Source organism: Streptomyces sp. NPDC051921, assembly GCF_040680975.1.
Taxonomy (GTDB): domain Bacteria; phylum Actinomycetota; class Actinomycetes; order Streptomycetales; family Streptomycetaceae; genus Streptomyces.
On record NZ_JBFAXU010000034.1, the window covers coordinates 19,312 to 45,854 of the forward strand.

20 protein-coding genes and 1 pseudogene are annotated in these 26,543 nt (G+C 73.0%); 10 read left to right on the forward strand and 11 right to left on the reverse strand.

Annotated elements, in window-relative coordinates; genetic code table 11:
* Nucleotides 1-28 precede the first annotated feature (28 nt).
* The 5 genes from AB0M16_RS33120 to AB0M16_RS33140 all read left to right on the forward strand — a co-directional run bounded on the left by AB0M16_RS33120 (nucleotide 29) and on the right by AB0M16_RS33140 (nucleotide 5,627).
* Nucleotides 29-1,444: a hypothetical protein gene (locus AB0M16_RS33120; RefSeq protein WP_365349642.1), complete on the forward strand. Its 1,416-nt coding sequence runs from the start codon at nucleotides 29-31 to the stop codon at nucleotides 1,442-1,444.
* On the forward strand, nucleotides 1,441-2,577 hold the full coding sequence (locus AB0M16_RS33125; protein WP_365349644.1) for a hypothetical protein: 1,137 nt from the start codon (nucleotides 1,441-1,443) through the stop codon (nucleotides 2,575-2,577). The genes AB0M16_RS33120 and AB0M16_RS33125 overlap by 4 nt, the downstream gene beginning before the upstream one ends.
* 172 nt (nucleotides 2,578-2,749) lie before the next feature.
* Entirely contained in the window at nucleotides 2,750-3,781 is a 1,032-nt protein-coding gene (gene glnII, locus AB0M16_RS33130) for a glutamine synthetase (RefSeq protein ID WP_365349646.1), read from the forward strand.
* A gap of 129 nt (nucleotides 3,782-3,910) precedes the next feature.
* Nucleotides 3,911-4,825 (forward strand): hypothetical protein, encoded by a 915-nt coding sequence (locus tag AB0M16_RS33135; protein WP_365349648.1) that lies wholly within the window; start codon nucleotides 3,911-3,913, stop codon nucleotides 4,823-4,825.
* 283 nt (nucleotides 4,826-5,108) lie between these two features.
* The gene (locus tag AB0M16_RS33140) at nucleotides 5,109-5,627 is read left to right on the forward strand and encodes a winged helix-turn-helix domain-containing protein (protein ID WP_365349650.1); all 519 of its coding nucleotides are present in this window, start codon (nucleotides 5,109-5,111) and stop codon (nucleotides 5,625-5,627) included.
* Here the strand turns inward: AB0M16_RS33140 and AB0M16_RS33145 are convergent, their stop codons facing one another.
* From AB0M16_RS33145 to AB0M16_RS33155, 3 genes and pseudogenes are all read right to left on the reverse strand, one after another.
* Nucleotides 5,628-6,941: a PepSY domain-containing protein gene (locus AB0M16_RS33145; RefSeq protein ID WP_365349727.1), complete on the reverse strand. Its 1,314-nt coding sequence runs from the start codon at nucleotides 6,939-6,941 to the stop codon at nucleotides 5,628-5,630.
* Nucleotides 6,845-7,054: pseudogene (locus tag AB0M16_RS33150) on the reverse strand (hypothetical protein); the annotation flags it as partial. The gene AB0M16_RS33145 and the pseudogene AB0M16_RS33150, both read right to left, overlap by 97 nt.
* Before the next feature lie 201 nt (nucleotides 7,055-7,255).
* A complete protein-coding gene (locus tag AB0M16_RS33155; RefSeq protein WP_365349652.1) occupies nucleotides 7,256-8,050 on the reverse strand; it encodes a hypothetical protein in 795 nt (264 codons plus the stop codon).
* 112 nt (nucleotides 8,051-8,162) lie between these two features.
* Between AB0M16_RS33155 and AB0M16_RS33160 the strand changes: the two genes are divergently transcribed.
* The 4 genes from AB0M16_RS33160 (at nucleotide 8,163) to AB0M16_RS33175 (ending at nucleotide 13,035) form a co-directional block, all read left to right on the forward strand.
* The gene (locus AB0M16_RS33160; RefSeq protein WP_365349654.1) at nucleotides 8,163-8,963 is read left to right on the forward strand and encodes a tyrosine-protein phosphatase; all 801 of its coding nucleotides are present in this window, start codon (nucleotides 8,163-8,165) and stop codon (nucleotides 8,961-8,963) included.
* A gap of 94 nt (nucleotides 8,964-9,057) precedes the next feature.
* The gene (locus AB0M16_RS33165; RefSeq protein ID WP_365349656.1) at nucleotides 9,058-10,983 is read left to right on the forward strand and encodes a hypothetical protein; all 1,926 of its coding nucleotides are present in this window, start codon (nucleotides 9,058-9,060) and stop codon (nucleotides 10,981-10,983) included.
* A gap of 102 nt (nucleotides 10,984-11,085) precedes the next feature.
* A complete protein-coding gene (locus tag AB0M16_RS33170) occupies nucleotides 11,086-11,970 on the forward strand; it encodes a metal-dependent hydrolase (protein WP_365349658.1) in 885 nt (294 codons plus the stop codon).
* A gap of 3 nt (nucleotides 11,971-11,973) precedes the next feature.
* Nucleotides 11,974-13,035 carry a PDR/VanB family oxidoreductase gene (locus AB0M16_RS33175; RefSeq protein WP_365349660.1) on the forward strand — a complete coding sequence of 354 codons (1,062 nt, stop codon included), beginning with the start codon at nucleotides 11,974-11,976 and terminating at the stop codon, nucleotides 13,033-13,035.
* 3 nt (nucleotides 13,036-13,038) lie between these two features.
* Here AB0M16_RS33175 and AB0M16_RS33180 read toward each other — a convergent pair whose 3' ends face one another.
* Complete coding sequence (locus AB0M16_RS33180; protein WP_365349662.1) at nucleotides 13,039-13,389, reverse strand: hypothetical protein; 351 nt, start codon at nucleotides 13,387-13,389, stop codon at nucleotides 13,039-13,041.
* Nucleotides 13,390-13,427: 38 nt separating this feature from the next.
* Between AB0M16_RS33180 and AB0M16_RS33185 the strand changes: the two genes are divergently transcribed.
* A complete protein-coding gene (locus AB0M16_RS33185; RefSeq protein WP_365349664.1) occupies nucleotides 13,428-14,141 on the forward strand; it encodes a TetR/AcrR family transcriptional regulator in 714 nt (237 codons plus the stop codon).
* Here the strand turns inward: AB0M16_RS33185 and AB0M16_RS33190 are convergent.
* The 7 genes from AB0M16_RS33190 to AB0M16_RS33220 form a co-directional block, all read right to left on the reverse strand.
* Nucleotides 14,126-14,458: an isomerase gene (locus tag AB0M16_RS33190; protein WP_365349666.1), complete on the reverse strand. Its 333-nt coding sequence runs from the start codon at nucleotides 14,456-14,458 to the stop codon at nucleotides 14,126-14,128. The genes AB0M16_RS33185 and AB0M16_RS33190 overlap by 16 nt on opposite strands.
* Nucleotides 14,459-14,571: 113 nt before the next feature.
* Nucleotides 14,572-19,935, reverse strand: a complete 5,364-nt coding sequence (pulA, locus tag AB0M16_RS33195) for a pullulanase-type alpha-1,6-glucosidase (protein ID WP_365349668.1) — start codon at nucleotides 19,933-19,935, stop codon at nucleotides 14,572-14,574.
* Nucleotides 19,936-20,003: 68 nt separating this feature from the next.
* A complete protein-coding gene (locus AB0M16_RS33200) occupies nucleotides 20,004-21,704 on the reverse strand; it encodes a carbohydrate-binding module family 20 domain-containing protein (RefSeq protein ID WP_365349670.1) in 1,701 nt (566 codons plus the stop codon).
* Nucleotides 21,705-21,840: 136 nt separating this feature from the next.
* Nucleotides 21,841-22,908: a LacI family DNA-binding transcriptional regulator gene (locus tag AB0M16_RS33205; RefSeq protein WP_365349672.1), complete on the reverse strand. Its 1,068-nt coding sequence runs from the start codon at nucleotides 22,906-22,908 to the stop codon at nucleotides 21,841-21,843.
* On the reverse strand, nucleotides 22,896-24,566 hold the full coding sequence (locus tag AB0M16_RS33210; RefSeq protein WP_365349674.1) for a glycoside hydrolase family 13 protein: 1,671 nt from the start codon (nucleotides 24,564-24,566) through the stop codon (nucleotides 22,896-22,898). Before AB0M16_RS33210 ends, AB0M16_RS33205 begins: the two co-directional genes overlap by 13 nt.
* A gap of 64 nt (nucleotides 24,567-24,630) precedes the next feature.
* Nucleotides 24,631-25,497, reverse strand: a complete 867-nt coding sequence (locus AB0M16_RS33215; RefSeq protein ID WP_365349676.1) for a carbohydrate ABC transporter permease — start codon at nucleotides 25,495-25,497, stop codon at nucleotides 24,631-24,633.
* On the reverse strand, nucleotides 25,494-26,519 hold the full coding sequence (locus tag AB0M16_RS33220; RefSeq protein WP_365349678.1) for a sugar ABC transporter permease: 1,026 nt from the start codon (nucleotides 26,517-26,519) through the stop codon (nucleotides 25,494-25,496). The genes AB0M16_RS33215 and AB0M16_RS33220 overlap by 4 nt, the downstream gene beginning before the upstream one ends.
* Nucleotides 26,520-26,543 lie beyond the last annotated feature (24 nt).

Here is a 26,543-nt window from a genome sequence, read left to right on the forward strand (position 1 = left end):
CCCGGCCGGCACCAAGGAAGGAGGGACGATGTCGGACCGCGTCGCCGCCGAGGACGTCCTGCTCTTCGTCAACGCGGCCGTCACGGCCACGGGTCAGCGCGAGTTCCGCTCCTCCGCCGAGGAGCAGAAGCTCTCCCTCGGCTTCGTCCACGAGTACGTGTGCGTCAACTACCGCCCCCTGTACGCCGCCACGCTCGCGCTGGACATCAACGACCACAACGCGGCCCTGATCGTCGAGCGGCTGCTCCGCACTCCGCGCGAGGCGGCCCCCGGCGAGGGGCCGCTGATCGCCGCACGGCTCGCGAAGCTGCCGCCGCAGCGGGTCTACCGCCTGTTCGGCGCCCTGCGGGCCGCCGGGGTGAACAACCGGCGCACCCGGGCGATCGTCCGTGACTGGCTGGCGGGTCGCGACCTGGCGCACGACGCCGTGAAGTACCGGTCCGGGCTCAGGTCCGCGGCGCGCCACGCGCATCTGCCGTTCCCCCGGTCCGGGGAGCGGGGGGCCGAGCTGGGCGACTTCCTCTTCGCGCCCGGTCGCCGCGCCCGCTACGCGCACCCCACCCTGGAGGCCTTCCGCCGGGCGCGCCACGAGCAAGGGGCGCTGTACGAGCTGCCGTTCACGGTGGCCGAGGGGTTCGCCGCCCGGCACGGGGTGCCCCGCGAGGTGTTCCTGGAGCGGATGGCGCCGCGGATGACCCGTCTGGAGCGGCTGCGCACCCGCGCCGCCGAGCCGGGCACCGACCTGTCCGTGATGCCGCTGACCCGGCTCGCGCTGTACGTGCTGTCCCTCCCCTTCGAGGAGCGGGCGGCACGGCGGGACGAGCTGACCGGGGCCCTGCGGGCGGCCGCGCGGCGGGTGGCGGGGCCGCACGCCGGGCGCTGGGGGCGGGTCGCGGCGGTGCTCGACGACAGCTGGTCGGCCTCGGGTTCGGGTATGAAGCGGCGGCGCCCGCTGGCCGTCGCACTCGGCTGCCACTTCCTCCTGGAGGCGCTGGCCGGGCCGGGCGCGTACGCGGCGCACTGGACCTCGGGCGGGCGCGATCCGCTGCTGGTGCGTCCGTGGGGGCCGACCCCGCTGGGCGCCCGCATCCTGGACGCCCTGGAGGACGCCCCGGAGCGGCTGGTGATCGTCTCGGACGGGTGGGACAACGCGCCGCCCGGGCTCGCGGGCGAGGTGCTGCGGGTGTGGCGGACGCGGCTCGATCCGCAGCGGCGGACCGGGGTGGTGCATGTGAACCCCGTATACGACGCGGACGTCTTCGACGTGCGCCGGCTGGCGCCGGGGGTGCCGACCGCGGGCATCCGGGACGCGGAGGATCTGCCGGCTCTGGTGGAGATCGCCCGGTTCGCGGAGGGCCGCGAGGGGCTGCCCGCGCTGCGGGCGTATCTGGACAGCCGGGTGGAGCTGTTCCTCGGGACGGCCCCGGAGGAGGCACGGGCATGACACGGATCGATCTGACGGGCCTCGCCGTCCGGCCCGCCCAGGTGTGGGGCGGGGTCCGGCTCGTGCCGCTGGTGCGGGACGAGCCGGTGGCCGGCCTGCGGCTGCACCGGGAGGTCTACGAGCGCGGGCCGTGCCGCGACACGGTGGACGTCGGCGACGGCACCACGTACACCTCGTACATCCCGCACGGCCTGGTCGCCGACTGGTCCGGGACCGGCGCGGAGGCCGCCGCCTACGGGACCCGGCTCGGGGACGAGGCGCCGGTCCCCGTCCCCGTGCGACGGCTCGCCCGGCGCCGCCGGGGCGAGTCCCGGCTGCGGTTCCTCCCGCTCCACCTCGCCCTGGAGGGCTATCTGGCGCTCCACTTCGGCGGGCCGTCCGTCGTGTGGGACGAGTGGTCGCGGGAGGCGGTGCGGCGCGGACTCTCGCCGCGCGCGGAGGCGGCCTACGCGGGCCTGCAGGTGCCGGGGCTCGCGGAGGCGCTGCGGGTCTTCGAGATCCACCCGGGGCAGTGCGGGATGATGCTGTACGTGTCCGACGCGCTGGCCGCCGCCTTCGTGGTCCCGCACCCGGACGACTACCGGGTGCTGCACCCGACGCTGGTGGAGGACCTCTTCGGGGAGCTGGTGCACCAGTACGCGCTCTACGGTTCACCCGTCGCGGACTTCGCGGCGTCCCTGGACGCCGGCGCCGTCGGTTCGCTCGCGGATCTGCGCCGGGCCGCCCGCGCACAGGAGCGGGCCTGGGCCGAGGCGCACGACGGGCTGATGGCGCGGGACCTGCTGGAGACCCCGTACGCCTTCGAGCGGGTCCACCGGATGGGAGGCTTCCGGCTCTACCGCTTCCTGCCGCCGTTCCTGCGCTCCGGCCAGGAGCAGCACATCGGCGAGCTGATCTGCGACCACAAGGGGCGGACGCTCTATCTGAAGACCTTCCGGCTGACGGAGAACCAGATCCGGCGGGGGTACCTGCTGCGGCGGCTCGCGGACTGCGACTGGCACCTGGAGCGCACGGCGGAGGCGCTCGGCACCTCGTACGCGGAGCTGGTGGCGCGGATCCGGCGGGCCGGGTTCGGCTCCCTGCTCGACGCGCACGTCGTCGCACAGCGGCTGCGCGAAAAGCAGGAAAGCTGAGTAACACGGGGTTCACAATCGGGCAACCGACGGGAAATCCCGTGTTGCGAAGCTGCGGACGACGCAGACAACGCCACCGCAGCTCTCGCAATGCCGCGAGCGCCGCCGAGTTCCCCTACGCCTGGCGGCGTGGGGGGACCCCCAGCACCCGCATGCCAAAGGATGAGGCCCCGTGACGTTCAAGGCTGAGTACATCTGGATCGACGGCACCGAGCCGACCGCGAAGCTCCGTTCCAAGACGAAGATCATCGCGGGCGAGGGCCTCCCGCTGGAGGAGCTGCCGATCTGGGGCTTCGACGGCTCCAGCACCAACCAGGCCAAGGGCCACGCCTCGGACCGCGTCCTGAAGCCGGTCTTCTCCTGCCCGGACCCGATCCGCGGCGGCGACGACATCCTGGTGCTGTGCGAGGTCCTCAACACGGACATGACGCCGCACGAGACCAACACGCGTGCCGCGCTGGCCGAGGTGTACGCGAAGTACGCCGCCCAGGAGCCGATCTTCGGCATCGAGCAGGAGTACACCTTCTTCGACGGCGAGCGCCCCCTGGGCTTCCCGGTCGGCGGCTTCCCGGCCCCGCAGGGCGGCTACTACTGCGGTGTCGGCGCCGACGAGATCTTCGGCCGTCCGATCGTCGAGGCGCACCTGGAGAACTGCCTCAAGGCCGGTCTGGGCATCTCCGGCATCAACGCCGAGGTCATGCCGGGCCAGTGGGAGTTCCAGGTCGGCCCGCTCGCGCCGCTGGAGGTCGCCGACCAGCTGTGGGTGGCCCGCTGGCTGCTCTACCGCACGGCGGAGGACTTCAACGTCTCCGCGACCCTCGACCCGAAGCCGGTGAAGGGCGACTGGAACGGCGCCGGCGCGCACACCAACTTCTCCACCAAGGCGATGCGCGAGGGCTACGACGCGATCATCACCGCCTGCGAGTCGCTCGGCGAGGGCTCGAAGCCGCTCGACCACGTCAAGAACTACGGCGCCGGCATCGACGACCGTCTGACCGGTCTGCACGAGACCGCCCCGTGGGACCAGTACTCCTACGGCGTCTCCGACCGCGGCGCCTCGGTCCGCATCCCGTGGCAGGTCGAGCAGGACCGGAAGGGCTACATCGAGGACCGTCGCCCGAACGCCAACGTGGACCCGTACACGGTGACCCGCCTCCTGGTGGACACCTGCTGCGAGGCCCTGGCGAAGGCCGGCCAGGTCTGAGTCCGGATCGGGACCGGGTCCGCGACCCGGTCCCGGCCGCGCACGCTCCGAGGAGGGCGCTCGCGCCGTCGTACGCGACGGCGGGGGCGCCCTCCTCGTGTTGTCGGTGGGGTCTGGCACAGTGCACCCATGCTCGACATCGCGGTGCAGACCGAGAACCGGGAGAAGCACGTCCGGCCGTCCGAGGAGGAGCTGGCCGGCCTCGTGCGGCGCCTCGGCGCCGAGGGCGACCGTTTCCTGATCCTCCAGCGGATACCGGACCTGCCGGCCGTCTTCGCCCAGGTGTGGCACGCCGAGGGCGGTCACTACCAGCTGGAGCACCGCGCCGGGGCGCCCGAGCTGCACTTCGAGGCGAAGCTCGACGCGCCCGGCCGGGTCGCCGAGGTCCTGGCGGCCTGGGCGCGCGGGGAGGAGGGCTGGGACGCCGATCTCGCCTGGGAGAACATGGGCTTCCCGCCCGCGCCGGAGGTGCCCGCACTCCCCGGGGAGATACGGGAGCAGCTGGAGGAGCGGGTGCGCGAGCAGCTCCGCTGCGGCTATCAGGACCGGTCGCGGCTGACCCGGACCGCCCAGGAGGAGGTGTTCTCCCCGGAGGAGTACCCGGTGTCGCGGGAACAGGCCGAGGCGCTCGTGGACCGGCTGTGGCTGGAGCGGGTCGAGGAGATGGCCGGCTGGGAGGGGACGACCGATCCCGAGCGGATCACGGCCGCCTTCGCCGCGCTCGACGCCGCCGGGATCGTCGCCCGGGAGCACTTCACCTGCTGCCGGAACTGCGGCACGTCGGAGATCGGCGCCGAGGAGGGCGCCGAGCACGCGCGCGGGTTCGTCTTCTTCCACTCCCAGTGCACGGAGGGCGCGGCGAACGGCGGGCCGTTGTACCTGCTGTACGGCGGGTTCGACGACTCCGCGGACACGACGGCGGCGGTCGGCGGCGAGGTGGTCGAGGCGCTGCGCGGGCAGGGTCTCACGGTCCGGTGGGACGGCGATCCCGGGCAGGCGATCCTCGTCACGGAGCTCGACTGGCGCAGGCGTCTGGTCGGTTGAGCGTCCCAGTGGCCGAACAGGGGGTCCCCAGTCGGATTCCCTGCTGGTTTAATAGGGATATGGCCAGCATGCAGAACGACACCGCGACGGGTCGCCACGACCTCGAGCCGTTCTGGCCTTCCCGGCAGCACCACGACTTCGACCGGTGCTGTCGGCGCGTGAGGAACGCGTCGGCCCTCTAAAGCCCCGACCGGTACCGATGCCGGTCCCGCGGCCTTCGGCCGACGCGCACGACGTACGACGTTCCGTCCGTTCGTAACCCGCGCGAAAGAGCTGAGTCCTGATGGCCCACACCCAGACCGCCGCCGCCCCTCTCGCCCCGCTCCGCCCCCGCCTGCGGGCCGTCGCACCCGACGAGGTCGCCGGGCTCGCGCAGGTCGCCGATTTCCTGCCGCCGGGCGCCACGCTCCTGCCCGCGCCGCCGCACGCGCTGCCGTCGCTGCCCGGTCGGCCGCCGATGGTCGGGTACCTGGTCCTGCTGCCCGCCGACCAGCAGCCGCCGGCGCCGCCCGCGGGCGAGCAGGGGCCGGTGACCATCGACAGCGTGCAGCGCATCGCCAGCGTCGACGGGCGGGCGCTCGACCTGACCTACCTGGAGTTCGAGCTCCTCGCCCATCTCGTCGCCCACCCGCACCGGGTGCACACCCGGGACCAGCTGGTCACGACGGTGTGGGGGTACGGGCACGTGGGCGACGGCCGGACCGTGGACGTCCACGTGGCCCGGCTGCGCCGCAAGCTGGGCGCCGAGCACCGCCGCACGATCCAGACCGTGCGGCGGGTCGGCTACAAGTACACGCCCTGATCAGGCGGTTCGCCGCGACCTCGCCCGCGCGACGAGCGCCAGGGCGAGGTCGACGGCCAGGAAGACCACCAGGCTGAGGCCGAGCATCGGCACGAACCAGCCCACCAGCGCCGTCACCGCGAGCAGCGGGAGCAGCATGGTCGGCGGGACCTTGCGCCAGGTGCCGCGGGCGACCGGCTTGCCCGGGCGGCGCAGCCACCACATGCGGTAGCCCCAGACGATCAGCAGGATCAGGGCGAGCGCGAGGGCGGCGAGCGCCAGCTGGTTGAAGAGGCCGAGGTAGACGCCCATGTGGGCGTCGATGCCGATCCGGGTGAGCTTGGCGAGCAGCGGGTAGTCGGCGAAGCGGAGTTCGTCGAGGACCGTGCCGTCGGCCGGGTTCAGGGCCACGGAGTCCAGCTGCGCCGGGAACTGCTTGTCGGTCTCCTTCACCACGTAGCCGCTGCCTTCGGCGGGCGGCACCACGGAGAGCGACGGGCTGTCGATCCCGGCGGCACGGGCGGCCTCGACGGCCTTGTCGATGCCGATGTCCGCACCCGTCGTGGGGGGCGCGGGGTGGTGGCCGGCGCCGTGGCCCGCGTGCTCGCCGCCCGCGCCGGCGTCGCCGGCGAGGCCCGCGGAGAGCGCCGGGGTCGCGCCGCCGAGCCGGTCCTGGACGCTGCCGATGTTCTCGCCGGCGTACCGCGACCAGGTCAGACCGGTGGCCGACAGGGCGACGAGACCGGCCACGGCCCACAGGCCGACCGTGCCGTGCCAGGAGAGGGTGCGGCGGCGGGACTTCGGTCCGCGCTCGGGCAGGAAGAGGGCGCGGCGGTTCTTGCGGCGGCGGCCCAGCCACAGCAGCAGGCCGCCGAGCGCGACCACCCAGAGCCAGCTGGCGGCCAGCTCGCTGTAGTTGCGGCCGAGCTCGCCGAGGTGCAGGTCGACGTGGAACTGCGAGATCCAGGTGCGCAGCGGGAGCGCGCCGGAGCTGCCGTAGCTGGGCAGCTGTCCGCGTATGTCGCCGGTGTAGGGGTCGACGAAGACGGCGAGCGAGGTGCCCTCGGGGGCGTCCGGGTCGGCCATGAGGACCCGGGTGGTGGCCCCGGGCTCGGCGCCGGGCCAGACGGCGGTGACGGTGCCGTCCGCGTGGGCGGCGCGGGCGGCCTCGACCTGGCGGGAGAGCGGCAGGGCGGTGGCGCCGTCCGGCACCGGGACTTCGAGCTCGTGCGCGTAGATCACCTTCTCGGCCGGGTAGGAGAGCGCGTAGAGCAGTCCGCTGACGGCGGCGACGAGGAGGAACGGGGCGACGAGGACGCCCGCGTAGAAGTGCAGGCGCAGCACGAGCGGGCGCAGGGCGGCCCAGCCGCTCGCCTTGCCGCCGGTCCTGCCGTCGGTCGTGCCGTCGGTCCTGCCGTCGGTCCTGCCGTCGGTCCTGCCGTCGGTCGTGCCGTCGGTCCTGCCGTCGGTCGTGCCGTCGGTCGTGCCGTCGGTCGTGCCGTCGGTCGTGCCGTCGGTTCGGGGTCTGGCGGCCGCCTCGGGCGTTTCCGGGCGTGCGAGGTCGTCGATGGTCATGACGGTCCTTGGAGTCGTGACTCGTGTGCGTGAGTCGTGTGTCGACATGGGGAGGCGACCCCCGGTCGATCACGTCAGACGAGTGCTCCGAGGGCCGTGGCGCGGGGTGCGGGCCGGCCGGGCGGGCCGCGCCGGGAGACCGCGTGCGCGAGGACGACGCCGTGCAGGCGGCGGGTGTACGGGCGGACGCGTACGGGGCGGAGGGACGGCGGTACGGGGACCAGGACGCGTACGGCGGCGAGCGCGAGGCGCAGCGGGGTGGACGCGAGCGCTCCGACCGTCCGGGCCAGCGCGAACAGGGCGGCCTCGCCCCCGGCCAGCCAGAGTCCGCAGGCCAGGGCGGCCAGCAGGTGCGCGGCGAGCATGCCGGCGCCGGAGTCCGCGCCGCCGCCCATGGTGTGGCCGTGGGCCAGGTGGCCGGCCTGGGTCATCTGGGCGGCGTGGGCCGCGTGGGTGAGGAAGGGGTCGGCGAGGACCGCCGCGGGCAGTTCGGCGGCGGAACCGGCGAGGGTGCCCGCACCGTCGGCCGCGAGCTGCGCGCCGCCCGTGCTCGTCGCCCCCGTCATGCCCGGCATCCCCGCCGTGCCGCCTGCCGCGGTACCGGAGGGTCCGGTGTTCTCCCCCAGGCCGAACAGCAGGTGCAGGGCACCCTGGACCGCCGTCAGGCCGGTGGCGAGGGCGACGGGGCCGCGGCGTCGGCACGCGGCGGCCCAGGCGAGGGCGCCCGTCACGGCGAAGGCGGCGAGGAGGGAGCCCGGCGGGATCGCGTGGGCGGACATGGACGCGTGCCCCACCGCCGCCAACGTCACGCACACCACCGCGAAGAGCGCGGCCCGGAGGGCGCGCAGGGGCGATCGGGTGTGCGTCATGGTCCGCCCATGGTGTCATCCCGCCACCCCGTACGAGCGACCGCGTCCCCCGCCCATCGGCTACCGTTCGGAGGAAAACAAGGATTCATACCGGTATCGGAGGATTCGACGCATGCCTGCCATCCCCGCCGCGACCGTCGCCAACCTCCGTGACCTCGGCACCCTCCCCCTCGGCGAAGGCCGCAGCGTGCGCGAAGGCCTGCTCTTCCGTTCCGGGCAGCTCGACCGTCTCGACCCGGGCGAGCCGGTGGTGGCCGGCCTGGGCATCCGTACCGTCGTCGACTTCCGCACCGCCGCCGAGCGCGCCGAACGGCCCGACCGTGTACCGCCGGGCGGACGGCTGCTCGTCGCGGACGTGCTCGCCGACTTCCTGGCGACCAGCGGCCTGCCGCCCGCCGCCCGCCTGAAGACGCTGCTGTCCGATCCGGCGCTGGCCGAGGAGCACCTGGGCGGGGGCCGGGCGCAGGCCGCGTTCACCAGGACGTACCGGGCCTTCGTGACCAGCGACTCGGCGCTCGCCTCGTACGGGGCGTTCCTCACCGAGCTGGGCGACCCGTCCGCCGGGCCGCTGCTCTTCCACTGCACGGCGGGCAAGGACCGCACGGGCTGGGCGGCGACCGTGGTGCTCTCGCTGCTCGGCGCGGACGAGCGGACGGTGATGGACGAGTACCTGGCGGTCAACCCGGGGGTGCGGGAGGCCTTCGCGCCGCTCATCGAGGGCTTCACGCTGCAGGGCGGCGACCCGGAGCTGGCGCTCGCGCTGCTCGGGGTCGTGCCGGGGTACCTGCAGGCGGCCCTGGACGAGGTCGCGTTGCGGCACGGGTCGATGGAGAAGTACGTCCGGGAGGGGCTCGGGGTCCCGGACGAGACCGTGGCGGTCATCCGCGAGCGGCTTACGGTGTACGCGGCCTGAGGACGGCCACGGGCGACCCGCGCCGCCCGCGCGGGACGCCGGTGGTCGCGTGCGGCCGGGGTGACCATCGCAAGATTCGCTCGTTCTGCTGAACGTGAGCACCCAGGAACTCGCCCCCTCCTCCCCCGTCCCCGACCCCCCCGTCCCGGTGGACGTCGAGCAGGCCGAGGCCGCGCTCGTCGAGCACTATCCGCGGCTCGTCCGGATCGCCTACCTGGTCCTGCCGCCCTCCCTCGGGCGCAATCGCCGGGTGCTGACCGCGCACGCGCTGGTGCAGCGTTCGCTGCCGCGGCGGCGCACCTCCGGTGCCGTGCCGGGGGTTCGGCGGGCTGCGGAGGACGCGGTCGACCCCGGGTACGCGTACGTGCGGGGCGAGGTGCTGCGGCAGGCGCTCGTCGCCGGGCTGCCGCTGCGCCGCCGGGCGCTGCCGCGCCGGGCACAGTTCCCGCCGCTGCTGCCGCAGGTGTGGGGGCTTCGGCTGTTCCCGCGCGCGGGCGGCGCCGACGAACTGGCCCTGGACCAGCGCCTGTCCGCGCTCTCCGGACCGGCGCGGGCGGCGTACGTGCTGCGCGGACTGGAGCGGCAGGGCGACCCGGAGGTGCTGCGGGTCCTGGCCGCCGCGGAGGTCGAGGACCCCCGGGCGGCACTGGCGGAGGCGGACGGGGTCGAGGCGCAGTACGTGCTCCTGGAGTCACCGGAGTTCGACCCGTGCTCGCTCCAGGCGCGGCCGACGGACCTGATGCGGCGGCGCCAGCACGGCCGGGCGGCGGCCGCGGCGGCCGCCGCCCTCCTGGTGTGCGGGGCGCTGCTCGGGCTGCCGGGCGACGGGTGGGGCAGAAACGGTGCTGCGGCGCCCTCGTACGCGCGCAATCCGGCGGCCGAGGCGGCGCTGGACCCGGCCGGTCTGAAGCGGATCGGCGCGGCGGACTGGCGGTACGCGTCGCGTACCGACTTCTCCGTGTGGCCGGCCCGCGGCGAGCTCACCGGCGACACGGCGCTGCTGCGCCGGGCGCTCGCGGTGTGGGCCCGGCCGGGGCCGAGCGTGCACGCCTCGGCGACTCCCGCGACGCCGGTGGGGCCGCCGATGGGGCCGGCGCAACTGCTCTTCGCGGGGCGCGTGGACGCGGTGCGCGTGGTGCTGTTCTTCGACGGACTGCGGGTGGTGCGGTACGCGGAGCCGGTCGGGAACGCGAGCGGGGCGGCGCTCGACTTCGCGCGGACGGACGGGGCGGACGCGGTGGGTTCGGCGGCGCTCGTGGTGTCGCGCGCCGCGGGCAACGTGCGCTATCTGACGGCTCCGTGGGTGACGGAGGCGGCGGTGCGGGACCTGCTGGTGCCGGCGAAGGCCGCGCGGGTCCTGGTGCGGGACCGGCACGGGGTGAGCGAACCGATCCCGAGTCCGGTGACGGCGCGGAGCTGTACGCGCTGGAGCGCACTCCAGCTGCGCGACGCGACCGGGGTGCGGCTGCTGACCGACCTGGGTGAACTGGCCCCTGCCCGGCTCACCGCGGGCCCGCCCGGCCGGCCCACGGACGTCACCGGCGCGGCGGCGCGCGAGGAGTGGGCTCGGGCGGCCTGCCAGCTGCTCGCGGTGCGCTCGCACGGGGTGCGGACGGTGAACTCCTGGGCGTACGCGACCCAGCGGCTGCCCGAGGGCGCGGGGAGCGCGCGGTGGCTGTGCGCCCGGGCGGAGACGTGGCGGGGCACGGGGAACCGGAGCCTGGCCCTGTTCGGGGCGCCGGGCGCGACGGGCACGGCGGCGCTCGCCGCCCGTTCGGAGGGGTCACCGGCGTGCGGGCCGCGGGAGCCGCGGGTGCTGGCGGGGGTGGTGTGGCAGGCGAAGAGCGGGCACTGGTACGTGCTGGCGGCGGGGTCGGGGGACTTCGCCTCCCTGACGCTGTCGGGGGGCGTGAAGGGCAGCGCCGAGGGGCACGTCCTGGCGGTGAGGGCCGTGCGGGGAAGCCGCGCGGACCTGACGGGCGCCCTCCCGGACGGCACCCGCCTGAACGCCCTGCGCTGAGAACCGGCACGGAGGCCCGGGGCCGGGCCGCCCTTGCCCGCGGCGAAAAAAGTGGGTGCACGGGATCTGGCCGGTTGGCTTACCGCTCAGTACATTGACGCCATGTCTAATACGCAGCCTGCACCGGTGGCGTCGGAGCACATCGAGCTCAAGGCCCGCAAGGTGTCCTTCGACTGGGAGGACACCCCGCTCCACTGGGTGCCTGACGACCCGTTCACCACCCACACCATCAACGTGCTGCACCTGCTGCTCCCCGCCGGCGAACGCTGGTTCGTCCACGTGTACAAGCAGGTGCTGCCCTCCATCACCGACGAACGGCTGCGCGCGGACGTCATCGGCTTCATCGGGCAGGAGGCCGTGCACTCCCAGGCGCACGACGACGTGCTGCCGCATCTCAAGCGCCTCGGGCTCGACCCCACGCCGTACACCGCCCAGGTCGACTGGTTCTTCGAGAAGCTGCTCGGGGACCGGACGCTGCCGCCGGGGCGGCCCCGGCGGTGGTGGCTGATGGAGCGGGTCGCGCTGATCGCCGCCATCGAGCACTACACCGCCTTCCTCGGCGACTGGGTGCTCAACGCGGAGGAGCTGGACCGCGTCGGGGCCGACCCCGTCATGCTGGACCTGCTGCGCTGGCACGGGGCCGAGGAGGTCGAGCACCGCTCGGTCGCCTTCGAGCTGTTCCTGCACCTCGACGGCGGCTACCGGCGGCGCGCCCGGACCTGGGCGGCCGCGTTCTCCGCGCTCGTCTTCCTGTGGCAGCGCGGGGTGCGGTTCTTCATGGAGAACGACCCCACGCTCCTCGACGCCAAGCCGACCGTCGGCCAGTTCGTCCGCAAGGGCCGCGAGGGCGTCCTGCCGTCGACGCCCGACATGCTGCGCTCGATCCCCCGCTATCTCAGCCGGAGCTACCACCCCGCCCAGGAGGGCTCCACCGCCCAGGCCGTCGCCTACCTGGCAAGCTCCCCCGGCGCCAACGGAGGTCGCTGACCCGTGCCCCGCATCCGTACCGTCGTCCTCGTCGCCGGGGGCGCCCTGCTCGTCAGGCGCGCGCTCCGGCGCCGGATCACCGGCTCGCCGCTGTGGCCGCTGCCCGCCCTGGAGGAGCCGATCTCCGGGCGCGGCCGGCAGGCCACCGTCACCCGGCGGGTGCTCGTCGCCGAGCGCCACTCGCCGGCGGCCGGGGTGGTCCAGCTCCGCCTGGAGGGCTCCGGGCTGCCCGCCTGGCAGCCCGGCGCGCACATCGATCTCGTCCTGCCCTCCGGCACCGTCCGCCAGTACTCGCTCTGCGGCGACCCGGCCGACCGCGACGCCTACACCGTGGCCGTCCGCCTCATCGAGGACGAGCAGGGCGGCCGCGGCGGCTCGGCCGAGGTGCACGAACAGCTGCACGTCGGCACCGAGGTGGAGATCCGCGGGCCGCGCAACCGCTTCCCGCTGGCCCCCGCTCCCGCCTACGTCTTCGTGGCCGGCGGCATCGGGATCACCCCGATCCTGCCGATGGTGCGCGCCGCCGAGGCCGCCGGGGCCGACTGGCGGCTGCTGTACTGCGGGCGCCACCGCGCCACCATGCCGTACGTCCACGAGACCGAGAAGCTGGGCCGCGACCGGACGACCGTGGTCACCGAGCACGAGAGCGGGCTCCCCGACCTCTCCTTCCTCGGCGGCCTCCCCGCCGGGACCGTGGTCTACTGCTGCGGCCCCGAAGGCCTCATGGAGGCGGTCGGCGCCGCCCTGCCCGAGGGCCGGACACCGCGTCTGGAGCGCTTCTCCGCCGCCCGGGCCGAGGACGGCGAGGCCTTCGAGGTCGAACTGCGGCGCACCGGGCGGACGTTGACGGTGGCGGCCGACCAGTCGGTGCTGTCCGCGGTCCGCGAGGCCGTGCCGGGGCTCCTCTACTCCTGTCAGCAGGGCTTCTGCGGGACCTGCCGACAGCGGGTCCTGGAGGGCGAGATCGACCACCGCGACGAGCTGCTCACCGATGCCGAGCGGGCTGACTCCATGCTGATCTGCGTGTCGCGGTGCGCCGGGGAACGGCTCGTCCTCGATCTGTAGCCGTTACGGGAGGACCAGCCAGTCCAGGGTGAACGCGGTGGCCAGACCCCCCACCAGGAGCCAGGTGGCAAGCCGCGTACGCCCGTTGCGGGAGAGTTCGATCACGACTCCGCAGAGGATCATGGCGAGCCCGTACACGCCGACGACGAGCACCGAGGTGTGGCTGGCCAGCCTGGCCACCAGCACCGCGCCCGTCACGACGAGCAGGACCGATCCGGCCACCACCCGCAGCAGCCGCGCCTGCCGGGGGGTCAGGCCCGTCGGCTCGTCCGTCGCGTCCGTCGCGTCCGGGGTGTCGGTCGCGTCCGGCGCGTCCGGGGTGTCCTGCTCGGGGGCCTGCTCAGAAGCGCTCATGTGCCGGGAGCGTATAGGACTCCCGTTAGGCTGTTCGCATGACGACCGGGGTGCGCCGCAGGATGGGCGTCGAGGAGCGCAAGCAGCAACTGATCGGGGTGGCCCTTGAGCTGTTCAGCCACCGCTCGCCCGACGAGGTCTCCATCGACGAGATCGCGGCCGCCGCGGGCATCTCACGGCCGCTCGTCTACCACTACTTCCCCGGCAAGCAGTCCCTGTACGAGGCGGCCCTGCGCCGCGCGGCCGACGAGCTGGCCGCCCGCTTCGTGGAACCGCCGCAGGGCCCGCTCGGGGCGCGCCTGCTGCGGGTGATGCGCCGGTTCTTCGACTTCGTGGACGACCACGGCCCGGGTTTCGCCGCGCTGATGCGGGGCGGCCCGGCGGTCGGCTCCTCGACCACGAACGCGATGATCGACGAGGTGCGGCAGGCCGCGTACGAGCAGATCCTGGCCCACCTGGAGGTCGACGAGCCCCCGGCGCGGCTCGAACTGGTCGTCCGCTCGTGGGTGTCGCTCGCCGAGTCGACCGCGCTGCTGTGGCTGGACGGGCGCCGGGTGCCGCGTGCGGAGCTGGAGCTGCAGCTCGTGCACGACTTCGCGGCGCTCGCGGCGGTGAGCGCGGCCTACGACACGCAGATGGCGGAGATCCTGGTCCGGATCCTCGCCGACGAGCCGGCCGACGGGCCGTTCGGCGACCTGGTGGGCCGGCTCGTGGGGCTGGTGCCGGAGATCCCGGGTCAGCGCTTGGCGTAGGAGGGGTCGAGGTCGCGCACCTCGGCGGTGAGGGTGACGCCCTCGGTGTCCTTGAGGTACTCCGGGAGCAGCGCGAGGACCGCCGCGGAGAGTCGCCCCTTGGCCTCGGCGCTGCGGCCGGGCAGCAGGGCGATGTCCACATGGACGAGCGCGGTCTCGTCCGCGCCGTCGCCGACCACGGTCTCCTCGATCTCGCGGAAGCTGGTGACGCAGCCGGCGAGGCGGGCCCCGACCGTCTCGACGACGATCGGGTGCAGCGCGCGGGCGAAGCCGCGCCGGTCGAGGGGCGCGGAGTAGTCGACGGTGATGTGCGGCATGGGAGTCGCTCCTGGTGATGCGGATGTCGGGGCACAGCTTGACCGGCCTCCCGCCGCACGCACAAGGGACCGTCCGGTGACCGGACGGTCCCTCGCAGTACGCCTCTGCGCGGCTAGCGCGCGGTGAAGACGGCCACTGTGCGGGCCGGGACCGTGAAGGTGCCCGAACCCTGCTCGTACGCGGCGGTCCGCACCACGGCGTCGGCGCCGTTCGCCTGGACCGGGTGCAGGCGGTAGCCCTTCCCTGCCAGGGCGCCGACGGTCTGCCGCTGCCCCTGCGGGGTGGCGTTGAGCACGACGACCAGGTCGCCGAGGCGCATGGTGATCACGCCCGGGGTCTCGTCACGGCCCGAGAGCGGGAAGGACAGCGCGTCCTGGACGCGGGCGGCCGTGTCGAGGGAGAAGACGGGCTCGCCGCTGCGGATCCGCAGCAGGTCGCGGTAGGCGGCGGAGGCGCCGTCGATCTCGGCGCAGCCGGGCGTCACGGCCGGGTTGCCGAGCAGCGGCTTCGCGTACGCCCACTTGGCGGCGTTGTCGGCGGCCGGCGGGAGCCCCCGCCCGAAGCCGTTGCCGTCGCGGCAGTCCCAGTGGATCGCGTTGAACCAGTCGCCGCTGTCGTACGAGTTGCGGTCGAGGGACTTGGAGCGGAGCAGGTCCGAGCCCGCCTGGGAGAGCGCGGGGCCCTGGGAGAGGGTGGCCGTGGCCATGGCGAGGACCTGCATGCGGGCCCGGTCGGCCGCGGGGGTGCCGACCGGCAGCTTGAAGGCGAGGGCGTCGTAGAGGCTCTCGTTGTCGTGGGCGTCGGCGTAGGCCAGCGCGTCGCCGGGGGCGGCGGCGTAGCCGGCCGGGGCGCCGTTGTAGTCGACCTCGGAGCCCTTGACCGTGCGCCCGGAGGTGTCGGTGAAGGTGTAGGAGGCGAGGTTGCCGGAGAGCCCGACCTTGATCAGGTCCTGGTAATGGAGCAGCCGGGCCTTCTGCTGCTCGGGGGTGCCGTTGGCGGCCGAGGCGTTGGGGTCGGTGTAGAGGCCGGAGGCGAAGCCCTGGATGCCGGGGTCCTCGTCGAAGGGGCCGCCGCCGCGGACGGCGTCGCGGGCCCGGTCGGAGAAGGTCGCGATGCCGGTGCCGGCCATGTTCTTCTGGGTGGCCTGGACGAAGCGGGCGTCGTCGGCGATCTCGCCGAAGTTCCAGCCCTCGCCGTAGAGGATGATCGCCTTGCCGTCGACGCCGTCCTTCTCGGGGGTCAGCGCGTCCAGGGCCTTGCGGACGGCGAGGATGTTCGCCTTCGGGTGGTGGCCCATGAGGTCGAAGCGGAAGCCGTCGACCTTGTACTGCCTGGCCCAGGTGACGACCGAGTCGACGACGAGCTTGCCCATCATCGCGTTCTCGGGCGCGGTGTTGGCGCAGCAGGTGGAGGTGGCGACGGAGCCGTCGGCCTGGAGGCGCTGGTAGTAGCCGGGGACGATCTTGTCGAGGACGGACTTGTCGGACTGTCCGGCGGCGACGGTGTGGTTGTAGACGACGTCCATGACGGTGCGCAGGCCGTCGCCGTTGAGGGCCTGGACCATGCGCCGGAACTCGACGGTGCGGCGGGTGCCTTCGGGGTCGGTGGCGTACGAGCCCTCGGGAACGGTGTAGTGCAGCGGGTCGTAGCCCCAGTTGTAGGCGTCCTTGGCCGCCGCGGCGGTGACGCAGGCCTGCTGCTCCTCGGAGTCGGGGGCGTAGACCTTCAGGTCGCAGGCGGGCGCGGTCTGCTCGGACTTCTTCTCGGGAATGGTGCCGATGTCGAAGGCCGGCAGCAGGTGGACGTAGGAGGTGCCGGCGGCGGCGAGGGCCTTGAGGTGCCGGGAGCCCTTGCTGTCCTGGTCGGTGAAGGCGAGGTAGGTGCCGCGGTGGTCGGCCTTCGCGGTGGGGTCGGCGACGGAGAAGTCGCGGACGTGGAGTTCCTGGATCTGCGCGTCCCGCAGCGGTACGGCGGCGGGCTTCTTCAGGGTCTTCCAGCCGGCCGGCGCGAGGGCCGGGTCGGAGAGGTCGACGACGAGGCTGCGCGCGGAGTCGGTGGTGAGGGCGGTGGAGTACGGGTCGGTGACCCGGTTCTCGACGACCTTCCGGGCGCCGGGCGCCCAGACCTTCACGACGAACCGGTACGGCTTGCCCGTCCAGGACTTCGGCCCGGTGACGGACCAGACGCCGGAGGCGTCGTCGCGGCGCATGGGCACGGCCCTGCCGTCGAGTTCGAGGGCGACGGACTGCGCGGTCGGGGCCCAGAGCGACAGGGTGGGGCGGCCGGCGCGGAAGACCGGGCCGAGGGCGGCGCCGGTGGCCTGCGCCGCGTACAGGTCGTCGAGAACGCCGGCGGTCTGGACGCCGGTGGCGGTGAGGACGGCGCCGTTCGCCGCGTACTGGGCGGCGACGAGCTGGCCTCGGAGGGCCGCGCGGACGCGGTCGCGGTCTCGCGGGTCGACGGTGTAGGCCCCGTACGCCTTCAGGTGCGGGAAGGCGGCCTTCTGCGCGTCGGTGAGCTGGGTCCGCTGGAGGCGGAGCACCGTGCGGTCGCCGGTGAGGGCGCCGTCCCGCACGGCGAGGGAGCCGTCGCGGGAGGCGAGGAGCACGCTGGAGGCGGCGGCGTCGCTGCCGTTCCAGGCGAGGGTGTTCGCGTCGATCCAGACGGCCTGGGACTTGGTGAGGTCGAGGGCGGCGCCGCTGCCCTTGGGCTGCGGCAGCAGGTACTTCTCCTGTCCGCCGAGCAGCCACACCTCGTGCCCGTTCGCCCTGAGGTCGAGGGACTGGTCGGTCGGCAGGTCCTTCTCGTCGCCCTTGTGCAGGATGTAGCTGAGCGAGGTCGCCCCGGCCGCGAGCGGAACCTCGAACACGGCGCCGTACGCGTCGGTGCGGACGGGCTGCAGCGGCTTGCTCCAGTCGGTCGGGTTCGCGGACCCGGTCCAGGTGTGCAGGCCCCAGCCGGAGTAGTCGCCGTCGGCGCGCTTGTAGTGCAGGACGGCCTTGGTGGTGTCCTGGGGCGGGTAGGCGCCGTCGGGGGCGGCGGTGCGGACCTCGGGGCGGCCCTGCTCGATCCAGACCTCGCCGGTCTTCGAGAGGTCGATGCTGCGGTCGGCGTCGGTGTCCTTCACGCCGTCCTTGTTCACGGCGATGAAGCCGACCGAGGATGCGCCGGGCTTGAGCCGGACGTAGGCGAAGGCGCCGTAGGCGTCGCGGCCGGTGAAGGGCTTGCCCGCGGGCCAGCTGGTGCCCTCCCCGTCGGCGATGTCGCCCCAGGTGTACAGGCCCCAGTCGGCGTAGTCGCCGTCGGCGCGCTTGTAGTGGACGATCGCGTAGTCGCGCTGGGTGGCGGTCGGCGGCTGCTCGACGGCCGGGGCGCCGCTGGTGGTCGCGGCGGTCGCGCTCGCGGTGCGTCCCGCGCTGTCGACGACGACGGCCTTGTAGCGCAGGGCGGTTCCGGCGGGGGCCGTGACCTTCTGGGTGACCTTGTAGGGGGCGTGGTCGGCGGAGCCGAGGACCTGCCACGGCCCGTCGCCGGCCTGGGCGGCGAAGACGACGCGGTTCAGGCCGCCGCCGGTGACGTCGGCGGCGAGTTCGACGGTGCCGGTGGCGCCGGCGGCCGGGGCCTTCAGCGTGAGCCGCGGCGCGGTGGCCGGGGCCGGGAGCGGGGCGTCGGCCTTGAGGACGAGGGCGGACAGGGCCGGGACGGTCACGGTGACCTTGCCGTCCTGCGCGGTGACGGCGCCCTTTCCGCCGTGCAGGACGTGGAAGGCGGCCGAGTCGACGGGCACGGTGACGGTCCGCGGGGTGGTGGCGCTGTTGGCGGCGACGAGGTACTCGGTGCGCCGCCGGGCGTCGGTGCGCGAGAAGGCGTAGACGGAGCCCTCGGAGTAGCGCTCCTGCTGGATGCCGTCGCGCAGCGCCGGGTGCTGCCGGGTGAGCGCGGAGAGTGCGGCGATCTGGCGGTAGAGCGGGTGGGTGGTGTCGTACGCGTCGCTCGCGTGGGTGCGGTCGGTGCCGAGCTGGTCGTCGTCGAGGTAGTCGGCGGTCTTCGACGCGAAGAGGGTCTGCCGGGCGTCCTTGTCGCCGCCGGCGCCGGTGAAGCCCTGCTCGTCGCCGTAGTAGACGACGGGGTTGCCGCGACTGAGGAACATCAGCTCGTTGGCGAGGCGGTAGCGCTGGAGGAGTTCGGCCTCGTCGGCCCCGGGGTTGTCCTGCTCGAGGAAGGTGCCGAAGCGGCCCATGTCGTGGTTGCCGAGGAAGGGGACCGACTCGTAGGCGTTGGCCTTGTCGGTGGTGTAGCGGTAGTCCTGCGCGAAGAGGTTCGCCAGCTTGTCCGCCGGGCCGCTCTGGGAGGCGAAACCGCGGGCGGCGTCCTGGAAGGGGAAGTCGAGGGTGGCGTCGAGGCGTCCCTCGGTCACGTACGGGGCGGTGATCGCCGGGTCGGCGGAGTAGACCTCGCCGAACATGAAGAAGTCCTCGCGGCCCCGCTCGGCGGCGTACTCGTCGAGGGCGGTGGCCCACTGGGTCCAGAACTCGGTGTTGACGTGCTTGACGGTGTCGATGCGGAAGCCGTCGATGTCGAAGTCGCGCACCCAGCGCTGGTAGATCCTCTCCATGCCCGCGACGACCTCGGGACGCTCGGTCCACAGGTCGTCCAGGCCGACGAAGTCGCCGTACGTGGAGGACTCGCCGGCGAAGGTGGAGTCGCCCCGGTTGTGGTACATCGTCGGGTCGTTGAGCCAGGCGGGGACCTTGACGTCCTTCTCGTCCGCGGCGACGACGGGGGTGCGCGGGAAGGAGTCGCGGTCGACCGCGGGGAAGCGCCGGGTGCCGTCGGCGTAGTCGGCGTCGTCGAAGGGCACGCCGTCCTTGGTCAGGTAGGGGAAGGCGCCCTGGGAGAGGTAGCCGTAGGACTTCTCCTCGTAGTCCACGACGTCGGCCGTGTGGTTGGTGATGACGTCGAAGAAGACCTTCATGCCCTTGGCGTGGGCGGCGGCGATCAGGCGCTTGAGGTCGTCGTTGGTGCCGAAGTGCGGGTCGACCTGGGTGAAGTCGGTGATCCAGTAGCCGTGGTAGCCGGCGCTGGCGTCCTTGCCCTCGCCCTGGACGGGCCGGTTCTTGAAGATCGGCGCCATCCAGATGGCGGTGGTGCCGAGGCCCTTGATGTAGTCGAGGCGCTCGGTGAGGCCCTTGAGGTCGCCGCCCTGGTAGAAGCCCTTGTCGCTCGGGTCGAAGCCGGTCGACGTCCGGCTGCCGGTGAGACCGCCGCGGTCGTTGGAGGCGTCGCCGTTGGCGAAGCGGTCGGGCAGCACGAAGTAGAACTGCTCGCGGGTCAGGTCGTGGCGGGCCGGGGCGGCGGCGAGGGTCCGGTCGGAGGGCGGGGCCGGTGGCCGCGGCGCGGCCGTCGCGGGGATGGCGGGCACGAGGGCCGCGCACAGGGCGGCGGCCAGGGTGACCGCCGTTCTCTTGCGTGTCACGGGGGTGCTCCCAGGAGGACGGGAAGGGGGGCCGCCCCGGTCGGGGCGGCCCTGGGACGCGGGGAGCGTCAGTTGCGGAAGGTGTCGTTCAGGACGACCTGGCCGGAGGCGGGGACGGTCGCGGTGCGGTTGGCACCGGACTCCCAGGTGACGTTCCCGGCGGCGTCCTTGCGGATGTACTTGTACTCGAAGGCCGTTCCGGCGGGCAGCGCGACGGCGAGCTTCCACACCGGGTACGCGGCGGGGTCGAGCTTGAGGGCGGCGGCCGGGGACCAGTTGCCGAGCTCTGCGCGGTTGCCGGTGACGTAGATGTTCTGGCCCGTCACCGTCGTCGCGTTGACGTTGAACGAGGCTCCGGAGGCCACCGGCTGGGAGGCGCAGCTCGTGGCGTTGGCGTGCAGCGCGAGGGCGGTGTCGGCGCCGAGGGTGGCCGTGAACTGGCCGGCGGAGTTCACCGTCACGGCGTTGCCCCGCTGCACGTCGCAGTAGGTGCCGGCGGGCAGGGAGGTCTGGAAGGTACGGGTGAGGGCCGAGGTCTCGTGGTTGATCGCCACGTAGGCCTTGGTGCCGCGGCCGAACGCGATCGCGTTGTTGCCGTTGTCCCACCAGTCGGTCACGGCCTGTCCGCGGGCGGTGTTGCGGAAGGCGACCATCGAGGAGATCTCGCGCCAGGCGTGCTGGCACTTCCAGCCGTCGCTGTAGCAGGCGCTGACCTGGTGCCCGTTGGGGGCGCCGGCGTCCTTGTCGGTCCACTCGTAGCCGGAGTGGACGTCCGGGGAGCCGTAGGGCCAGGCGAGCATGAAGACGGAGGCCAGGGTGTACTGGGCGCCGTTCTTGTAGGTGAGGGTGTCGCCGCCGCGCTCGGTGTCGTGGTTGTCGACGAAGACGGCGGACTGCCCGCTCGGCATGTAGCCCCAGGCCTCGCCGAAGTTCTTCAGGTAGGAGAGCTTCTCGTTCTGCAGGACCCTCTTGAGGTCGCGGGCGTAGCGGAACTCCTGGACGTCGCCGTTGCCGAGGTACTCGCTCGGGGAGACGGCCTCGCCGGCGCCGTGGATGGCCTCCTGCTTCCAGTAGGCGGAAGGATTCGTCAGCCGGGACTTGATGTTGGCGAGGTCGGCGGCCGGCATGTGCTTGGCGGCGTCGATCCGGAAGCCGTCGACGCCGAGCGACAGCAGGTCGTTGAGGTAGGCGGCTATCCGGCCGCGTACGTACTCCTCGCCGGTGTCGAGGTCGGCGAGGTTGACGAGCTCGCAGTTCTGGACGTTCGCCTTGTCCTGGTAGTTGGAGATGGTGGCGCGGCAGTCGTCCATGTCGGCGCCGGAGTAGACGCCGGGGTAGTTGTACTTGCTGTAGGCGGATCCGCCGGTGCCGGTGAAGGTGGCGTTGGGGTCCGACGGTCCGGCCATGTGGTTGACGACGGAGTCGGCGACGACCTTCACCCCTGCCGCGTGGCAGGTGTCGATCATGCTCTTGAAGGCGGTGCGGTCGCCGAGCGGTCCGGCGATCTTGTAGCTGACGGGCTGGTAGGCGGTCCACCACGGGGATCCCTGGATGCGCTCCTGGGGCGGTGAGACCTGCACGTAGCCGTAGCCCGCGGGGCCGAGCTGGTCGGTGCAGGCCTTGGCCACCGAGGCGAAGTTCCACTCGAACATCACCGCGGTGACGTCCTTCTCGCCGGGGGCCGAGGCCTGCGCGGTGGGGGTTCCCGTGACGGCCACAGCGGCTCCTGCCACAAGGGCGAGTGCAGCGGCCACGGTCTTTCTTGCCATGCTTCCTCCTGTACGACGTCCCTGTCGCAAGAGCTGTTCGCAAGAAGTTGCCGAAAATGACAGCAACTGTTTTCAGCCGCGACCGTAGGGGCGTACAGGCGTGCGGTCAACCCTTCGGACGACCCAAGGCAAGCGATTACGCAAGGAGTTGCGGCGGCTGCGCCGTGGAACCGCGCACGACCAGCTCGGGCTGGAAGACGAACTCCGTGCGCTGGACCGGGTTTCCCTCGATCTCCTCCAGCAGCGCGCCGACCGCCGCCGTCGCCATCGCCTGCACCGGCTGGCGCACGGTGGTCAGCGGCGGGTCGGTGAACGCGATCAGCGGGGAGTCGTCGAAGCCGACCACCGACACGTCCCGGGGCACGTCGAGGCCCCGGGCGCGGGCCGCCCTGACCACCCCGAGCGCCATCAGGTCGGAACCGCACACGATGCCGGTGCAGCCCTCGGCGAACAGCAGGTCGGCGGCGGCGTGGCCGCCCTCCACACCGAACAGGGTGGGCCGCACGAAGCGTTCGGCCTCGGCCCGCTCGACGCCCAGCTGCTCGCGCAGTTCGGCGCAGAAGCCCTCCGCCTTGCGGCGCGAGGGCACGTAGCGGGTCGGCCCGATGGCCAGCCCGATCCGCTCGTGGCCGAGTTCGACCAGGTGCCGTACGGCCATCCGGGCCGCGGCCCGGTCGTCGGGCGAGACGAAGTTGGCGTCGACGTGCTCGTTGAAGCCGTTGATGAGGACGAACGGCACCCCGCGAGCGGCCAGCCGGGTGTAGCGGGCAGGGTCGGCGGCGGCGTCCGCGTGCAGGCCGGACAGGAAGACGATGCCGGCCACCCCGCGCTCCACGAGCTGCTCGACCAGCTCGTCCTCGGTCGCGCCGCCCGGCATCTGCGTGCACAGCACCGGGGTGTAGCCGTGCCCGGCCAGGACCTGCTCGATGACCTGCGCGAAGGCCGGGAAGATGGGGTTCGTCAGCTCGGGCACGACCAGGCCGACGAGGCCCGCGCTGCGCCGTTTGAGGCGTACGGGACGGTCGTAGCCCAGCACGTCGAGCGCGGCCAGCACCTTGTGCCGGGTCGCGCCGGCCACCCCCGCCTTGCCGTTGAGGACACGGCTGACGGTGGCCTCGCTCACCCCGGACTGGGCGGCGATGTCCGCGAGCCGCGGGGCGCCCCCTCCGGCGCCCCGCGGCAGGGGGATCGTCACACCGCCCACCAGGCGGTGGTGTCGGCGGGAAGTTCCGCCGCATCGTCGACGATCAGGATCTCCGAGTTGGAGAGGAGCAGCCGGCCGGGCAGCGGGACGGAGATGGCCCGGCCGGTGGTGTTGGCGACGCAGACGAAACCGTCGCGCCGGAAGGCGAGGACGCCCTCGGGGGCGTCCAGCCACTCGATGGACTCGCCCGCGCCGAGCCCCGGCTGCGCGCGGCGCACGGCGAGCGCGCTGCGGTACAGCTCCAGGGTGGAGGTGGGGTCGCCGGTCTGCGCCTCGACGCTCAGCCCGCCCCACGTGGCGGGCTGCGGCAGCCAGGAGCCGCCGGCCCCGAAGCCGTACGAGGAGCCCTCGGCGGTCCACGGCAGCGGCACCCGGCAGCCGTCGCGGAAGCCGTCCTGGCCGGTGGCCCGGAAGAACGACGGGTCCTGGCGGACCTCGTCGGGCAGGTCGGTGACGTCGGGCAGGCCGAGCTCCTCGCCCTGGTAGACGTAGGCGGAGCCGGGCAGCGCCAGCATCAGCAGGGTCGCCGCGCGGGCCCGGCGCAGCCCGAGGGCGCGGTCGCCCGGGGTGCGCAGCTGGGTGCCCAGGCCCGCCGGGTTGGCGAACCGGGTGGCGTGCCGGGTGACGTCGTGGTTGGAGAGCACCCAGGTGGTGGGGGCGCCGACCGGGCGCATCGCGGCGAGCGAGGCGTCGATGACCCCGCGCAGCTCGGCCGCGTCCCAGTGGGTGCCCAGGTACTGGAAGTTGAACGCCTGGTGCATCTCGTCGGGGCGCACGTAGTTCGCGGTGCGCTCGACGGTCGGGGTCCACGCCTCGGCGACGAGGACGCGCTCCCCGTCGTACTCGGAGAGGACCTTGCGCCAGGTGCGGTAGATCTCATGGACGCCGTCCTGGTCGAAGAAGGGCATGACGTCGTTGCCGAGCAGCTTCAGCTGGTCGTGCGCGCCGATGTCGGGCAGGCCGGCGGCCTTGACCAGGCCGTGGGCGACGTCGACGCGGAAGCCGTCGACGCCCATGTCCAGCCAGAAGCGCAGGATCGAGCGGAACTCGTCGCGGACGGCGGGGTGCTCCCAGTTGAAGTCCGGCTGCTCCGGCGCGAAGAGGTGCAGGTACCAGTCGCCGGGCGTGCCGTCCGGGTTCTCCGTGCGGGTCCAGGCGGGGCCGCCGAAGATGGACTCCCAGTCGTTGGGCGGGAGTTCGCCGTGCACGCCCTGGCCGGGGCGGAAGTGGTAGCGCTCGCGCAGCGGGGAGCCGGGGCCTTCGCGCAGCGCCCGCTGGAACCACTCGTGCTGGTCGGAGGAGTGGTTGGGCACCAGGTCGACGATGATCCGCAGGCCCAGGTCGTGGGCCTCGCGGATGACGGCGTCGGCGTCGTGGAGGGTGCCGAACATGGGGTCGATGGCCCGGTAGTCGGCGACGTCGTAGCCGGCGTCGGCCTGCGGGGAGGCGTAGAAGGGGGAGAGCCAGACGGCGTCGACGCCGAGCTCCTTCAGGTACGGGAGCCGGCTGCGGATGCCCTGCAGGTCGCCCATGCCGTCGCCGTTGCCGTCGGCGAAGCTGCGCGGGTAGACCTGGTAGATCACCGCGTCTCTCCACCAGCCCGACTGCGTGCCGGTGGCGGTTGCGGCGTCGGCGGGGGCGGCGAGGTGCTGGGTCATGTCTTCCTTGCTTCGTAAGGAGTGTGCGGACACGGAGTGCGCGGACACGGCGGCTCTTCGGAGCTCAGCCCTTGACGGCGCCGGCGGACATGCCGGTCACCAGGTGACGCTGGGCGAAGAGGAACACCAGGGCGGCCGGGATCGCGATGAGCACGGAGGCCGCGGTCATCGGGCCCCACTGGGCGCCGTACTGGTTGACGAACTTCTGCAGTCCGCCGGCGAGGGTCAGGTTCTCGTCGCCGACCATGAAGGCGGACGCGTAGGCGACCTCGCTCCAGGCGGTGATGAAGGAGTAGAAGGCGGTGACCGCGATGCCCGGCTTGGCGAGCGGCAGGATCAGCCGCCAGAAGGTGCCGAACGGGGTGAGGCCGTCGACCTGGCCCGACTCGTCGATCTCGCGCGGGATGGTGTCGAAGAAGCCCTTCATCATCCAGGCGCAGAACGGGACGGCGATGGTCAGGTACGTGATGACCAGGCCGGTCGGGCTGTTGAGCAGGCCCATCGACGCCATGATGTTGTAGATCGGCACGATGAGGACGGCGACCGGGAACATCTGGGTGACGAGCAGGGTCCACATCAGGCCGCGCTTGCCGGGGAACCGGAAGCGGCTGACGGCGTAGCCGGTGGTGGAGGAGACGAAGACGCCGAGCACGGTGGTGAGGGCGGCGACGAGCAGCGAGTTGCCGAACCAGGTGAGGAACGGGGTGTCGTTCAGCAGGCTCGTGTAGTTCTCGAGCGTCGGCTCCTTGACGAAGTCCGTGGTGGTCGCGAACTTCGCCGGCTTGAGCGAGGTCAGCAGCACCCAGAGCACCGGGAAGACGGCGATCACGGAGGCGACGATCAGGGTCGTGTGCAGCCCGACGGAGGCGAGCGGCGAACGGCGGCCGCGGCGGGGTGCGTTGACCGGGGCGGGGGCGGGGGCGGTGGTCACCAGACTTCTCCCTGCTTGCGGAGGACCCGCCGGTAGACCGCGGCGAAGACCATCAGGAGGATCAGGATCAGCACGCCCCAGGTGGAGGACTGCGCGTAGTCGCGGGGGCTGATCTCGAAGGAGAACTTGTAGGCCTGGGTCACCAGGATCTGGGTGGCCTCGCCGGGACCGCCCCGGGTGAGCAGGAAGATCACCGGGAACATGTTGAAGGTCCAGATGGTGCTCAGCAGGATCACCGTGGTGCTGACGGACCGCAGTCCGGGCAGGGTGATGTGCCGGAAGCGCTGCCAGGCGCCGGCGCCGTCCATCTCGGCGGCCTCGTACAGCTCGCCGGGGATGGACTGCAGACCGCCGAGCAGGGCGACCATCATGAACGGCACGCCGAGCCAGACGTTCACGGCGATGACCGAGAACTTGGCCCAGGTGGGGTCGTTGAGCCACGGCACGGCGTCGATGCCGCCGCCCGCGAGCAACTGGTTGAGGATGCCGCGGCGCTCGTCGTAGAGGAAGCGCCAGGCGAAGACGGAGACGAAGCCGGGGACCGCCCAGGGCAGGATCAGCAGCATCCGGTAGACGGAGCGTCCGGCCATCTTCCGGTTCAGGATGTTGGCGAGTGCCAGGCCGAGGGCGAAGGTCACCGATACGCAGGAGACCGTCCACACCAGCGTCCAGCCGAGCGTGCCGAGGAACTGGCCGCCGGTGAGCGCGTCGGTGTAGTTCTCCAGGCCCTTGAACTCGTAGGTCGCGGGGATGTGGTTGACGCCGATGGAACGCTCGACGTTGCGTTCGTCGGCATCGGTGAGCGACAGCCAGATGCCGCGGACCAGCGGGTATCCGATGATCACGCCGATCACGAGCACCACCGGGGCGACCATCGCCCAGGCGTACCAGTGGATGGAGAGCGAACGCCGCACGGCGCCCTGGCCCCCGCCCTTGTGCTTGCCAGTTCCGCGGCTCCGGCCGCGGGCGACGTTCTCGCCCGCGGCCTTCGCCACCGACTGGCTGCTGGTGTCCACAGCCATCAGCCGGTCTGCCTTCCTTCCCGC

Bases quoted from the DNA above. Each gene is read 5' to 3' on its own strand.
- AB0M16_RS33120 (WP_365349642.1), top strand. From the start codon at position 29: ATGTCGGACCGCGTCGCCGCCGAGGACGTCCTGCTCTTCGTCAACGCG.
- AB0M16_RS33210 (WP_365349674.1), bottom strand. From the start codon at position 24,566: ATGACCCAGCACCTCGCCGCCCCCGCCGACGCCGCAACCGCCACCGGC.
- AB0M16_RS33220 (WP_365349678.1), bottom strand. From the start codon at position 26,519: ATGGCTGTGGACACCAGCAGCCAGTCGGTGGCGAAGGCCGCGGGCGAG.
- AB0M16_RS33170 (WP_365349658.1), top strand. From the start codon at position 11,086: ATGTCTAATACGCAGCCTGCACCGGTGGCGTCGGAGCACATCGAGCTC.
- AB0M16_RS33160 (WP_365349654.1), top strand. From the start codon at position 8,163: ATGCCTGCCATCCCCGCCGCGACCGTCGCCAACCTCCGTGACCTCGGC.
- AB0M16_RS33200 (WP_365349670.1), bottom strand. From the start codon at position 21,704: ATGGCAAGAAAGACCGTGGCCGCTGCACTCGCCCTTGTGGCAGGAGCC.
- AB0M16_RS33135 (WP_365349648.1), top strand. From the start codon at position 3,911: ATGCTCGACATCGCGGTGCAGACCGAGAACCGGGAGAAGCACGTCCGG.
- AB0M16_RS33140 (WP_365349650.1), top strand. From the start codon at position 5,109: ATGGCCCACACCCAGACCGCCGCCGCCCCTCTCGCCCCGCTCCGCCCC.
- AB0M16_RS33190 (WP_365349666.1), bottom strand. From the start codon at position 14,458: ATGCCGCACATCACCGTCGACTACTCCGCGCCCCTCGACCGGCGCGGC.
- AB0M16_RS33185 (WP_365349664.1), top strand. From the start codon at position 13,428: ATGACGACCGGGGTGCGCCGCAGGATGGGCGTCGAGGAGCGCAAGCAG.
- AB0M16_RS33125 (WP_365349644.1), top strand. From the start codon at position 1,441: ATGACACGGATCGATCTGACGGGCCTCGCCGTCCGGCCCGCCCAGGTG.
- AB0M16_RS33180 (WP_365349662.1), bottom strand. From the start codon at position 13,389: ATGAGCGCTTCTGAGCAGGCCCCCGAGCAGGACACCCCGGACGCGCCG.
- AB0M16_RS33155 (WP_365349652.1), bottom strand. From the start codon at position 8,050: ATGACGCACACCCGATCGCCCCTGCGCGCCCTCCGGGCCGCGCTCTTC.